The organism is Bradyrhizobium sp. (assembly GCF_035273305.1).
GTDB lineage: Bacteria > Pseudomonadota > Alphaproteobacteria > Rhizobiales > Xanthobacteraceae > Bradyrhizobium.
On the sequence record NZ_DATEPI010000149.1, the window covers coordinates 1 to 13,632 of the forward strand.

At 59.8% G+C, this 13,632-nt stretch carries 11 protein-coding genes; 3 read left to right on the forward strand and 8 right to left on the reverse strand.

Annotation, left to right across the window (positions count from 1 at the left end):
- The first annotated feature begins 266 nt into the window (after window positions 1-266).
- Window positions 267-1,070, forward strand: a complete 804-nt coding sequence (locus tag VJV58_RS10035) for an enoyl-CoA hydratase/isomerase family protein (protein WP_324137188.1) — start codon at window positions 267-269, stop codon at window positions 1,068-1,070.
- Between the two features lie 12 nt (window positions 1,071-1,082).
- Here the strand turns inward: VJV58_RS10035 and VJV58_RS10040 are convergent, their stop codons facing one another.
- The 6 genes from VJV58_RS10040 to VJV58_RS10065 form a co-directional block, all read right to left on the reverse strand.
- Window positions 1,083-2,423 carry a TRAP transporter large permease gene (locus VJV58_RS10040; RefSeq protein ID WP_324137189.1) on the reverse strand — a complete coding sequence of 447 codons (1,341 nt, stop codon included), beginning with the start codon at window positions 2,421-2,423 and terminating at the stop codon, window positions 1,083-1,085.
- A complete protein-coding gene (locus VJV58_RS10045; protein ID WP_324137190.1) occupies window positions 2,420-3,001 on the reverse strand; it encodes a TRAP transporter small permease in 582 nt (193 codons plus the stop codon). Before VJV58_RS10045 ends, VJV58_RS10040 begins: the two co-directional genes overlap by 4 nt.
- A 137-nt stretch (window positions 3,002-3,138) precedes the next feature.
- Complete coding sequence (locus VJV58_RS10050; protein WP_324137191.1) at window positions 3,139-4,140, reverse strand: TRAP transporter substrate-binding protein; 1,002 nt, start codon at window positions 4,138-4,140, stop codon at window positions 3,139-3,141.
- A 252-nt stretch (window positions 4,141-4,392) separates the two neighbouring features.
- Window positions 4,393-5,394 carry a TRAP transporter substrate-binding protein gene (locus VJV58_RS10055; RefSeq protein WP_324137192.1) on the reverse strand — a complete coding sequence of 334 codons (1,002 nt, stop codon included), beginning with the start codon at window positions 5,392-5,394 and terminating at the stop codon, window positions 4,393-4,395.
- A gap of 187 nt (window positions 5,395-5,581) precedes the next feature.
- Window positions 5,582-7,288, reverse strand: coding sequence for an IlvD/Edd family dehydratase (locus tag VJV58_RS10060; protein WP_324137193.1), 1,707 nt, complete (start codon window positions 7,286-7,288; stop codon window positions 5,582-5,584).
- A gap of 37 nt (window positions 7,289-7,325) precedes the next feature.
- Entirely contained in the window at window positions 7,326-8,144 is an 819-nt protein-coding gene (locus VJV58_RS10065) for an NAD(P)-dependent oxidoreductase (protein ID WP_324137194.1), read from the reverse strand.
- A gap of 109 nt (window positions 8,145-8,253) precedes the next feature.
- On the opposite strand from VJV58_RS10065, the gene VJV58_RS10070 reads away from it, so the two are divergent.
- The gene (locus tag VJV58_RS10070) at window positions 8,254-9,222 is read left to right on the forward strand and encodes an SMP-30/gluconolactonase/LRE family protein (RefSeq protein ID WP_324137195.1); all 969 of its coding nucleotides are present in this window, start codon (window positions 8,254-8,256) and stop codon (window positions 9,220-9,222) included.
- A 195-nt stretch (window positions 9,223-9,417) separates the two neighbouring features.
- Here the strand turns inward: VJV58_RS10070 and VJV58_RS10075 are convergent, their stop codons facing one another.
- Both VJV58_RS10075 and VJV58_RS10080 read right to left on the reverse strand, forming a co-directional pair.
- Window positions 9,418-10,848, reverse strand: a complete 1,431-nt coding sequence (locus VJV58_RS10075; RefSeq protein WP_324137196.1) for an aldehyde dehydrogenase family protein — start codon at window positions 10,846-10,848, stop codon at window positions 9,418-9,420.
- A 177-nt stretch (window positions 10,849-11,025) separates the two neighbouring features.
- Complete coding sequence (locus tag VJV58_RS10080; protein WP_324137197.1) at window positions 11,026-13,392, reverse strand: transketolase; 2,367 nt, start codon at window positions 13,390-13,392, stop codon at window positions 11,026-11,028.
- Window positions 13,393-13,533: 141 nt separating this feature from the next.
- On the opposite strand from VJV58_RS10080, the gene VJV58_RS10085 reads away from it, so the two are divergent.
- Window positions 13,534-13,632, forward strand: a 99-nt coding sequence (locus VJV58_RS10085) for an Lrp/AsnC family transcriptional regulator (protein WP_324137198.1), incomplete at its 3' end; no start/stop codon positions are given.

A 13,632-nucleotide genomic window follows, 5' to 3' on the forward strand; every position in this document is an offset into this window, starting at 1 on the left:
TATTGCTCAAGCCAAACCACCGGACCTGCCTCCCGCAGCCGCGCATGATGAGGATACGGGTCGCGCAGAAACTCGCGCGAAAACGGATCGATAGCGGAAACCGGATGATCGATTGTGGTATGCATGCTGGCCGCCTCACTCACACCCGATTACGGGTTCGGCTTTCACACCGGTTGCCGCGGCATTTTGCAGACTTACCGGGGGATTGTCATCACTTGCCCTCTGTTATTTAAATGTGTCGAGCTCCTCGATCCAAGGCCTTTCACATGTCGACGCAAGTTGATGCCGCCTCGGTTTCCGGCGATCCGGCACTGCTCCGGATCGAAGGCGCGATCGCCACGATCACCCTAAACCGGCCCAATGCCTTCAACTCGATTGACCTTTCAATCGCAAAGAAGCTGGAGCAGCTCAGCGCGGACGTCGAAGCTTCCGACGAGATCAGGGTGTTGGTGCTCGAAGGCGAAGGCCGCGCGTTCTGTGCCGGCGGCGACCTGCAAACCATTGGCAAAGCGGCGGCGGCCGATACGATCGCGCCGGTGGTGGGTGAACTGCTGCTGCACTATCACGCCTTCATCACGACACTGCGGCGAATGCCAAAAATCGTGCTGGCGAGCGTCCACGGCTCGGCTGCGGGGGCCGGACTCTCACTTGCCTTTGTGGCAGACCTCTGCATCGCGGCCGAGGACGCCCGCTTCACACCAGCCTATTCCAAGCTCGGCGTATCGCCGGACGGCGGGGGCACCGTTGGGGTGGTGGCGAGTGTTGGCACGCGACGCGCCATGCAAATCTTTCTTGCCGAAGATACTTTTTCCGCCGCGCAAGCCTACCAATGGGGCCTCGTCGCCAAAGTCGTTCCGCCGACCGAATTGAAGACGGCCACCCGCGAACTCGCGCATCGGCTGGCCGAAAACGCACCGGCCGGATTGGCCGCGACAAAGACGCTGATCCACCGCGCCCATGTCACGCCGATCGAGCAGCAACTCGAAGCCGAGCGCGACGCCATCATCTACTGCATGCACACGGAGGAATTCAGGATTGCCGTAAAGAAGTTCACCAGCAAACGGACCTAGTGTGTCGAGCGTTTAGTTCGGACAGATATACCCGGTTCCTGCCGGTGATTTGAAGCAGCCGACCGATTCCGGAATGACCTGCTTCGGCAGCCAGAGCACGACCTTCGGAAAATAGATCGTAAAAGTGATGGTGACCAGGAACACCACATATATCGGAAGTGCCGCTCGCAATGCCTTGCTGAAGCTGACGCCAACGAATTTCGAGGCCATCAACAGCACCAATCCGTAAGGGGGCGTGATCAGTCCGAACGCAAGCGTGGCAATCAGCACCACGCCCATGTGGACGCCGTTGATATCGCCGGCCTGGGTCAGCGCGTTCACCAGCGGCATGAAGATGATAATCGTCGGCACCGGTTCGATGAAATCGCCCACCACCGTGAACAGCAGCACCAGCAGCAGCATCATATAATGCGGGTCGCTGCCGGCAATCGAGGTGATCCAGTCGGCGATGACGATGGCGCCCCGCAAATAGGCCAGCATCCAGCCGAATGCGTTGGCAGCGCCGATCGTGATCAGCGGTAGCGAGAAGATCAGTCCGGCCAGGCAGAAATCGTAAGGAATTTTCTTGATGTGCCCGCGATTGAGCGCGGGGATCACCACCGTGATGATCCAGATCACGGCGACAACGCCGGCTTCCGTCGGCGTGAACCAGCCGGTGAGAATCCCACCGAGCAGGATCACCGGAATCATCAGCGGAAGTGCGGCATCGCCGGCGGCAAAAACGACTTGCCGCAATGGAGCGCGTGGTTTGCGCATCCCGGAGGGACCAAAGAAATAGCAGTAGATCATCAGCCCGAAGCCAATCATGAGTCCCGGCACCACGCCGGCCATGAACAATCCGGCGATCGAGACGTTGCCGACCGCGCCATAGACCACGGCGGTGATGCTGGGCGGCACCAGTGCGGCAATGGTGGAGGCGGAAGCGATGATCGCCGCGATGAAAGCCGGCTTATAGCCCTCCCGCTTCATTGGGCCGCCGAGCGCCCGGCTCATGACGGCAACATCAGCCGTGGTCGATCCCGACATTTCCGAGAAGAACATGCTGAATACGACGACAACCTGAGACAGCCCGCCCCTGATATGCCCGACCAGCGACAGCGAGAGATTGGCGATCCTCACCACGACATTGGCCGAACTCATGAGTTCGCCAACCAGCAGAAAGAACGGAATTGCCAGCAGCGCTTCCGAATCCACCCCGTCAAAAATCTTCTGGATGATGGCTGCCAGCGACACATCGGTCAGCAATGCGCCCACGAACACGCCGGCCATCAGCGAAAACGGCACGGGCACACCGAGATAACCGAAAAACAGGAAGCAGAACGACATCAGCGCGAGAATGACGGGTGCGCTCACAGGCCCACCCTCGGCACGCTGCTTTCCGCAGACGGAATCGCAAGTTCATCGTCCGGCGGCTCCGGATGGTCGAAGCCGTTGGCGATGCCGTTCACCAGTTGCTCGATCGTGAACAACGCGATCAGCACCCCTGACAACGGGATTGCCGCATAAAGCGAGGCGATCGGCGTTCCCGACGGCAAGCGGAAGCTGCCGAAACCTCGGAGGTAGTTGATGTAGCCGAACCAGATCAGGCATACCGCGACGCCGAGTACGACAAGCCGGATGAGAATCTCGACCATCAGCCGCGGCGTGCCGTGCATCGCTTCCGAGATTGCAGTGAGATAGAGATGATCGTTGCGGCGGGTAGCGACCGCCGCGCCGATGAAAATGGCATAGATGAACAGCGTGGACGTGACTTCCTGGAGCCACAGCCAGGGATGGCCGATCGTGCGGGTCAGGATGTCGAACATCACCGACAGCGAAAAGCCGAAACACAGGATTCCGCAGACGATCATCAGGATCAATTCGAGCTTGTCCAGTGCCCGCCATTTCAGGTGATGCTGCCGCTGCAAGACCAATTTGTCGGCGATCGTCATCGGCGTTCCCAAACCGTTTGAGCAGGCACGGAGCCCTCATCCCACTAGCGGTTCTTGGCCGCATCTCGAAGCGTCAGAATCGTATGCTCTCGCAACATTCGAGGCGCGCGAATAACGCGCTCCTCGTCACGATGCGTTCAGTTAATCGCGCGGATCAGATTCTTGATCTTCTCGGCGTGCGGCCCGAGTTCCTTGGCAAGCTTGTCGAGATAGGGATCGGCAATCTTCTGGAAACTCGCCTTGTCGACATCGGTGACGATCTTCACGCCCATTTTCGAGAGCTTACCGGCCGCCGAACGTTCCAGCTCAAAAGCTCGCTTAGGTTCTTGCAGGCTAACGTCCCTGGCGGCGGTCATCACCCATTGCTTCTGCTCGGCATTGAGGCTTTGCCAAAGCTTGTCGCTGATCCACACAATCGCATTATTGGCTTCATGCTCTGTCATCGAGAGCACGGGGGCAACTTCATAATGCTTGTTGATGAGGTAAACGTTGACCGCGTTCTCGCCAAAATCCACAACGCCTGTTTGCAGCGAGGTGTAGACGCTGCCGAACGGCATGTGGACCGTCTGCGCACCATAGGCGGCGAACATCGTGTCCTCGGTCGCGGTCGCCTGTACTCGAACCTTGTAGCCCTTGAGATCGTCCGCTTTATGGACTTCCTTCTTTCCGTACATGTGACGGAATCCCTGGGTACCGAGCGCGATCGCATGAATGCCCTGCACCGTGTCATCGATCATGTCGCGGATCGCTTCGAAAACTTTCTGGTCGCCCAATGCCTTGATGTTGTGCTCGTCGGAGCGGAACAGAAAATGCAACGACATCACGCCAGCCTGCGGAGAAATCGTCGAGGTGTTGGCTGAAGAGACGATGGCGAAGTCGATATCGCCCGACCTGACCAGTTGCAGGATCTGCGACTCCTGCCCGAGCTGCGCGCCGGGGTATTGGTCGATCAGCATGGTGCCTTTGCTCAGTTCCTTGAGCTTGGCGGAAAAAATATCGTAGGCGATGCTGTATCCGGAATTAAGCTGCTGATCGTGCGCAAACCGATAATGCTTGGTTTCCTGAGCGCCTGCGACTGCGCTGAACACTAATGCCACCGACGCGATGGCGACACTCATTATCCCCCGGGACTTGTTCATCGCGCGGCTTCCCCCTGTTTTGGTTTCCGCAATCTTCCCATCAAGCCCGTTGAATTGTCAATAAAACATCGGCCGTCGTGCACTGGCGACGGCTCCGATGGAAAGAGCCGCGAGGATGATCGATCGTTCTTGTCGCGAAGTGGGCTCACGACGCGCACAGAATCTCGATGCGCACTCGAGAAGCACAGCAACATTTACGCAGCACGCGCTTCTTGGATGCCAATGAGAAGCCTCGCCGCTACCCGCAACGATCTACTGGATCGCCCGGATCAGGTCCTTTACCTTCACCGCATGCGGGCCGAGTTCGCTGGCCAGCTTGTCGAGATAGGGATTGGCGATCGCAACGAACCCGGATTTATCGACATCGGTGACCACTTTCACGCCCATCGATTTCAGCTTGTCCTGCGATTGGTGCTCGAGTTCGATGGCCTTGGCAGGCTGGGTCTTGTTGACCTCATCGGCCGCAGCCTGCACCCAGCCCTGCTGTTCCGGTGTCAGGCTGTTCCATAGCTTGTCGCTCACCCACACCAGACTGTTGTTGGCCTCGTGTTCCGTCATCGAGAGCACGGGAGCTACCTCGTAGTGCTTGTTGGCGAGATAGACGTTGACACCGTTTTCCGCGACTTCGACCACGCCGGTCTGCAACGACGTATAGACGCTGCCGAACGGCATATGCACGATCTGCGCGCCGTATGCCGGAAACATGGTGTCCTCGGTAGGCGTCGCCTGGACCCGCACCTTCAGCCCCTTCAGGTCACCAATATTCTTGATGTCGCGTTTTGAATACATGCTGCGAAGCCCGAGCGTCGCGAGCGCGATCACGCGCGCGCCCTGAACGGTTTCTGCGATCATCGTCTTCACGGCCTTCGATACTTCAGGGTCGGCAATAGCCTTGATGAGGTGGGCTTCCGAACGGAACAGGAAGTGCATCGACATCACCCCGGCCTGTGGCGACAGCGTGGCAGCGTTCGCCGAGGATGAGATGCAGAATTCAACGTCGCCCGCCTTCACAAGCTGCAGCACCTGCGGCTCCTGCCCAAGCTGCGCGCCTGGATATTGATCGATCAGCATCGTGCCCTTGCTTAGGGATTTCAGCTTCTCGGCAAAGATATCGCCGAGGATTCCATAACCTGTCGTCTTGGGCTGATCATAGGCGAAGCGATAATGCTTCGCCTCCTGTGCTGTCGCGCTGGCGACCGGCAGGAACGCGGCGGCGATCGCCGCCGCAACGAGCGTTGCGATTCGTCTGCTCATGGCCTCCCCCTCTATCAGATATTTTCTTTCATCTTCCCATCGAGCTCGTCGGGAAGTCAATCAAACATCCAATGGGGAAAGACAACGCATGTGCGAGATGGAGAAGTCACTGCGCTCTACCGCTTTTTGGCCGCCAGACGGATTTGCTGGCGTTCGCTCGCAATGAGCCGAAGCTACGCACGAGGAGCTATTTCCCTTCCTCGCTGCGCATGAAATTGAAGTCGCAGCCCTCGTCGGCCTGCATGATGGTCTCATTGAACAGACGCGCGTAGCCGCGCCGGGCCCAGCCCGGTGTTTTGGCGGGCGGCAGCGCGGCGCGGCGTTTGTCAAGTTCGGCGGCGTCGACAAGCAGCTCGATGCTTCGCTTGGCGACATCAAGCCGGATCATGTCACCATTCTTCACCAGCGCCAGCGGGCCGCCGACGGCAGATTCAGGCGTGATGTGCAGCACGATGGTACCGAATGCGGTGCCGCTCATCCGTGCATCCGAGATCCGCACCATGTCCTTGACGCCCCCGCGCGCGAGCTTCTTGGGTATCGGAAGGTAGCCGGCCTCCGGCATGCCCGGCGCGCCCTTCGGGCCTGCGTTCCGCAGCACCAGAATGTCATCTGCGTTGACGTCGAGTGCGGGATCGTCGACCCGCAGCGTCATGTCTTCCACCGATTCGAACACCACAGCCCGGCCGGTATGCTGCAATAGCTTCGGAGTGGCCGCCGAATGCTTGATCACAGCCCCTCGCGGCGCAAGATTACCATGCAAGACGGCCATCGCCCCTTCCGGCTTGATGGGATTGTCGCGGGCGCGGATCGCATCCTGCCCTGGCACCTCCTCGGCTCCGGCAACAACCTCGCGCAGCGTCGCACCACTAATGGTCTTCGCGTCGAGATCGATCAGGTCGCCGAGCTGCGCCATCAGCTTCGGCAATCCCCCCGCGTGATGGAAATGCTCCATGTAGTGCTCGCCCGACGGTTTCAGGTCGATCAACACCGGCACCTCCCGTCCGAGCTTGTCGAACGCTTCGAGGTCGATCCGGTGGCGGGTACGGTTGGCGATTGCGGTGAGGTGAATGAGGCCATTGGTCGAGCCTCCGATTGCCTGCAGCACCACCTGCGCGTTCCTGAACGAGGCGCTCGTCAACAAATCGCTGGGCCTCGGCCCCTTCGCCGCCGCGAGCCCTGCAGCGACTTTACCGCTGGCTTCGGCGGAGCGAAAACGCTCGGCATGCGGCGCGGGAATGGTTGCGCTCATCGGCAGCGACAGGCCCAGCGCCTCTGTGATGCACGCCATCGTGCTGGCGGTGCCCATCACCATGCAGGTGCCGACGGAAGGAGCAAGGCGACCGTTGACAGCTTCGATCTCAACCTCGTCAATCTCTCCGGCGCGATATTTCGCCCAGAGGCGTCGGCAATCCGTGCAGGCTCCCAACACTTCGCCCTTGTGATGACCCACCACCATCGGCCCCACCGGAATGACGACAGTCGGCAGATCGGCGCTTACGGCAGCCATGATTTGCGCCGGCAACGTCTTGTCGCAACCGCCGATCACGACAACGGCGTCCATCGGTTGTGCGCGGATCATTTCTTCGGTATCCATGGCCATCAGGTTGCGCAAATACATCGAAGTCGGAAACGCAAAGCTTTCGGCAATCGAAATGGTCGGAAATACCATTGGCATTGCGCCGCTCAGCATCACGCCCCGCTTCACCGCCTCGATGATCTCAGGGACATTGCCGTGGCACGGATTGTAGTCGCTGTAAGTGTTGGTGATGCCAACGATGGGCCGGTTCAGCGCATCGTCGGAATAGCCCATCGCCTTGATGAAAGCCTTGCGCAGGAACAGAGAAAAGCCGGCGTCGCCATAACTTGTGAGTCCCTTGCGAAGTCCGTCAGCCATCTGCTTGTCCTGTCTTCCCACGTTTCAGTTCAGGAAATTATTTCCAGTCGATGATCTTGCTTGTGTCGCCGTCAAACTCGATGCCGCAGAACGCCCCGCCTTGATAGAAATCTCCGACCGGGTCCGGCGGGAGTTTCGCCTGTTCGACAAAGGCGTGCTCGCGAAAGTGCTCGGCGCGTCCGGTCGGGCGATAACCGAGGTCATAGGCGCGATGGTTGTCCCACCAGGAGCGCTCGTTATACGAAGCGCCGTAGAGGATTTCGAAATGAATATCGGGATGATCGAGCCCGATCCGGCACAGTTGGACCAGGTCTTCCGGTTTCAGCCAGATCGATAGACGACGATGATCCAGCGGCTTGTCGCCGAAATTTCCGATGCGAAGGCAGGTGACCCCGAGCCCGTGCTTGTCGGCATAGAGCGCGCCTACCGCTTCCCCGAATACCTTGCTGACGCCGTAACGGCTGTCAGGGCGCGCGGTGACATCCGTGCCGATGCGGTGATGGCGTGGATAAAAACCCACTGCATGGTTCGACGATGCGAACACGATGCGCTTGGCGCCCTTTTTGCGCGCCGCCTCGAAAAGATTGTAGCAGCCGATGATGTTGGATTGCAGGATAGTGTCCCAGGGGCCTTCGATCGAATAGCCGCCGAAATGCAGGATGCCATCGATGCCCTCGCAAATGGCCTCGACTTGCGCGAGGTCCGAAAGCTCAGCCGGCTCAAACTTTTCGTTGGCGCCGAGATCGGGAGGCGCTTTCACATCGCTCAACAGCAGATCGGGGTAAATCGGCGGCAGCAGCTTGCGCAAGCTTGTGCCAATTCCTCCCGATGCGCCGGTCATCAATATGCGTGGCATCTCTTCCCTCGTTCCGGCCGCTGATTTGCGGGGATTGACTGACAATGATAGCAAACCAAACCGCCAGTGTCCCGGTTCTACGGAAACGCAACAGTAACGAGAACATCAAATGTCCGAGGCATCATCCCATTCCGCCGGGTGGCGGCCGGCGAGCTATTACCCGGATCCCGCAATTCACGCGCTCGATCCGCGGTTTGAAAAATACTGGCTGAAATTGTCCGCGGTGGAGCGGCTGACCACCGGCTTGCGGTGGGCCGAGGGACCGGTGTGGTTCGGCGATGGACGCTACTTGTTGTGCAGCGACATTCCCAACAACCGGATCATCAAGTGGGAAGAGGAAACCGGCGAGGTCAGCATCTACCGCAAGCCGTCGAATTTTGGCAACGGCCACACCCGCGATCGGCAGGGGCGGCTGATCACCTGCGAACATGGTGGACGTCGCGTCACGCGCACCGAATATGACGGCTCGATCACGGTGCTGATGGATTCGTTCGACGGCAAGCGGCTGAACTCGCCCAACGACGTCGTGGTGAAATCGGATGGATCGATCTGGTTCACCGACCCGGTGTTTGGCTTGCTCGGCAATTACGAGGGCTACAAGGCGGAGTCAGAGATCGACGCCAACGTGTACCGGATCGACGGCAAGAGCGGAAAGGCCAGCATTGTCGCAGAAGGGGTGCTCGGACCTAACGGGCTCTGCTTTTCGCCGGACGAAAAGACCCTCTACATTGTGGAATCGCGCGGCGTGCCGAACCGCAAAATTCTTGCCTACGATGTAGCAGCCAGCGGCGACAAGATTTCGAACAAGCGCGTATTCATCGATGCCGGTCCCGGCACGCCGGACGGCATGCGCTGCGATATCGATGGCAATCTGTGGTGCGGCTGGGGTATGGGCGATCCGGAACTCGACGGTGTGTTTGTGTACGCATCGGACGGCGTTTTGATCGGCCGTATCGCGCTTCCGGAGCGTTGCGCCAATCTTTGCTTTGGAGGATTAAAGCGCAACCGGCTGTTCATGGCCGCAAGCCAATCGATTTACGCGCTCTATGTGAACACGCAGGGAGCCTTGGGCGGATGATCCTCACCCTGAGGGCGGCGTCTTCGCCGCTCTCGAAGGATGAAACCACGATCGCGATTCATGGTTGGAGACGGCGCAAGCGAGCCTCCTCACCATGAGGAAGCCGTAACAACGAGCTTGTGGGCCCCTACCTACAATGCAAAAACGCCGGACCGGGAGGATTCCCGATCCGGCGCTTTTGATCAGCGGAGACGATTATGCCGCGTTGTAGCCGGCGACCGCCTTGACCTCGAGATATTCTTCAAGCCCGTACTTGCCCCATTCGCGACCGTTGCCGGATTGCTTGTAGCCACCAAAAGGCGCGGTGCGGTCGTTCGGCATGCCCTGCAGGTTTACGTTGCCGGCCCGGATCTGACGGCCGACCTTGCGGGCGCGCTCTACCGTTCCGGCCGAGACGTAACCGGCGAGACCATAAGGTGTGTCGTTGGCGATTTTCACCGCATCCTCTTCGTCCTTGGCCCCTAAAATCGTGAGCACGGGTCCGAAGATTTCCTCACGCGCAATCGTCATGTCATTAGTGACATCGGCGAAGATCGTCGGACGCACATAGAAGCCCTTGTTGACGCCTTCAGGCAGGCCAGGTCCGCCCGCAACCAGGGTTGCGCCTTCCTCGATACCTTTCTGAATCAGCTTCTGGATCTTGTCCCATTGAATGCGGGACACGACCGGGCCAATGTTGGTGCCCTCCGCCCGCGGATCGCCGGCTTTGGTCTTCTCGGCCACGCCTTTCGCGATCGCGGCGACTTCCTTCATTTTCGAGAGCGGCACGATCATGCGCGAGGGCGCATTACACGATTGCCCCGAATTGTTGAACATGTGCATCACCCCACCGGTAACCGCCTTGGTGAGGTCGGCGTCATCGAGGATGACGTTCGGCGACTTGCCGCCCAACTCCTGGCTGACGCGCTTCACGGTCGGCGCAGCGCGCTTGGCAACATCGATGCCGGCCCGGGTCGAGCCGGTGAACGAGATCATGTCGATATCCGGGTGCTCGCTCATGGCGGCCCCGACCTCGGGACCGAGGCCGTTGATCAGGTTGAATACGCCTTTCGGGACGCCGGCTTCATGCAGGATTTCCGCAAAAATCAATGCCGACGACGGCGTGAATTCGGATGGCTTCAGGATCATGGTGCAGCCGGCGGCGAGCGCGGGTGCGATCTTGCAGGCAATCTGGTTCAGCGGCCAATTCCACGGTGTGATCATGCCGACGACACCGACCGGCTCGCGTACCACCATCGCCGACCCGAGCGGCTCGTCGAAGTGGTAGTCCTTGAGAACCTCGAGGGTGGAGGCCAGATGTCCCAGTCCGGCGCCGGCCTGCAATTTTTCAGCCATTGGCAGCGGCGCGCCCATCTCATCGGACACAGCGGCGCCGATCTCCTTCATCCGCGTCTTGTAGACTTCAATGATCTTCGAAAGCAGCGCCACGCGCTCCTCGCGGCTGGTCTGCGAATACGTCAGGAAGGCGCGGCGCGCCGCCGCAACCGCCTTGTCAACATCGGCCTTGGAGCCGAGCGCAACCTCGTACATCGCCTCTTCGGTCGCCGGGTTGACGACGGGCGTGGATTTCTTGACGACGGGATCGACCCAGGCGCCATCGATGTAGAATTGCATACGGTTGACCATCGTGAACCTCTTGATGTCAGGGCAAAGGATAGGGGAAACGGGCTCCGGCAAGCATCCTTGCACGAAACTCCGGCAAGTTGAACCCGCCATATGCGGGACGCCGCATTGCGGCTGCAACCACATATAAAGTCGGCATTACGAACGAAAGCAAGATGTGCCGCTAGCAAGGTAGGCCGGTCAAACCGCCATTTTGCGGTGGCGGACCGGAGCGCCTGCCGTCAGATTTTCGGCGGCGTCGATGATCGCGTTCGCGTCGATGCCGTAGTGGCGATAGAGCTCATCGATACTGCCGGTCTGGCCGAAATTCTGGACGCCCAGGGCTTCCAGCCGCTGGCCGCGCACGCTGCCGAGCCAGCCCAACGCCGCGGGATGGCCATCGATCACGGTAACGATCCCGCAGTCGCGTGGCAGTGGCGCCAGCAATTTATCGATGTGGCTGACATGCGGCAGGCCATGACGCTCGCGCCGCAACTTTCGCGCCGCAGTCCATCCGGCGTGCAGCCGGTCGGCTGAGGTGACCGCGAGCAGCCCGACATCCCGGCGGCTCTCGCCGATCAGGCCGACGGCTTCGATCGCCTCTGGCGCGACGGCACCCGCATATGCGATCACCAGGTCGCAATTCGGTCCCGGTTTGCGCAGCCAATACGCCCCTTCGGTGATCGCTTTCTGCAAATCCGGCGTCATCATCCGCTGCGGCTGCTCGATCGTGCGCGTCGAGAGCCTCAGGTAAACCGATCCGCCATCGTCGTCTTCGCGCTGCATGTGAAGGAAACCCCACGCCATGATGACGGCGAGCTCGTCGACAAAGGCGGGTTCGAACGAGGCGAGGCCATCCTGCGCCATGCCGATCAGAGGGGTCCCGATCGATTGATGGGCCCCACCCTCCGGTGCCAGCGTAATGCCCGATGGCGTCGCGGCCAGCATGAAGCGGGCCTCCTGGTAGCAGGCGTAATTCAGCGCATCGAGCCCACGCGCGATGAAGGGATCATACAAAGTCCCGATCGGCAGCAGCCGTTCGCCGTTGATCTGATGCGACAGCCCCAGCGCCGACATCAGGATGAACAGATTCATCTCGGCGATGCCGAGCTCGATGTGCTGACCCTTTGGAGAAAAGTCCCAGTTGAAAGTGGAAGGGATCTTCTCGCTTCGGAACAAATCGGCCTTTTCGGCGCGCGCGAACAGACCGCGGCGATTGACCCAGGCTCCCAGATTGGTCGACACGGTGACGTCGGGCGAAGCGGTAACGATGCGCGAGGCAAGCTCGGTCTCGCCACGCGCGATTTCATTGAGCAGCAGGCCAAAACCCTGCTGCGTGGCCATCTGCGCTGCCGGGCTGAACACCAGCCGCTCCGGCACATCGATCACGGGAGCGCTCAGCCGGCGACGCGCCTCGCGGTTAAATGGTGCATCGGCGAGAAAGCCCTCCAGCGCGGCCGGCTCCTCGACCAATCCTTCGAACTTGTCCCATTCGTGCCCCGGCCTGATGTTCTGCGCGCTGCGCCACTTCTCCATTTGGGCAATCGTCATCAAGCCCGCATGGTTGTCCTTGTGACCTTGAAATGGCAGGCCGATGCCCTTGATGGTGTAAGCGATGAAACAAACCGGGCGATCGTGGTCGATGCTCTCGAACGCCTCAACCATGCTGGCCATATCATGGCCGCCGAGGTTCGACATCAATTCAAGCAACTCGTCGTCGCTGCGTCGTTTGATCAATTGCGACACCGGACCTTCATCGCCGATCTCGTCTTCGAGATGCTTGCGAAACGAGGCGCCGCCCTGAAAGCACAACGCCGCGTACATCGCGTTTGGGCATGAATCGATCCAGCGCCTCAGAGCGTCGCCGCCCGGCTCGGCGAACGCTGCCTGCATCAGCCGGCCATATTTTACGATCATCACGTCCCACCCGAAATTGCGGAACATGACTTCGAATTTTTCCCACAATCCTTCGCGCACCACGGCATCAAGGCTTTGGCGATTGTAGTCGACCACCCACCATGTATTGCGCAGGCCGTGCTTCCACCCCTCCAGCAGCGCTTCGAAGATATTGCCCTCGTCCATTTCAGCATCGCCGACCAGCGCGATCATGCGCCCCTCGGGCCGATCCTTCATCCAGCCGTGCGCCTTGACGTAGTCCTGCACCAGTGAGGAAAACAAAGTCTGCGCGACCCCCAGTCCCACCGATCCGGTCGAGAAATCGACGTCATCGGTATCCTTGGTGCGGGATGGATAAGACTGCGCGCCTTTGAAGCCTCGGAAATTCTCCAGCTTGTCACGGCTCTGACGTCCGAACAGGTACTGAATAGCGTGGAATACCGGGCTGGCATGAGGCTTTACCGCAACGCGATCCTGCGGCCTGAGCACCGAGAAATAGAGCGCGGACATGATAGTGGCGAGCGAGGCGGATGAGGCCTGGTGTCCGCCAACTTTCAACCCGTCGGCGTTGGACCTGACGTGATTGGCATGGTGGATGGTCCATGACGACAGCCATAGGACTTTCCGCGCCAGCGCGGACAGCATTTCGAGGCGTGCGGGCTCAATGGCCATGACGACATCCCAGGCGACGTGGATTGCATCGGGATGTTAACGCCGCGGCGGGCTCTAAAAATCTCAAATCCTCGCGACAAGTCAACAGATTTTAGGATAACTTACCAGGCGGGCCCCTGTAATCGAGAGTTTATTCCAATGCTGCAAAGCCTCGACACCATCGACCGCAAGATCCTAAACGTTCTGCAAAGTGACAGCCGCACCACGATGCAGCAGCTCGCCGAGCAGGTTGGCCTCTCG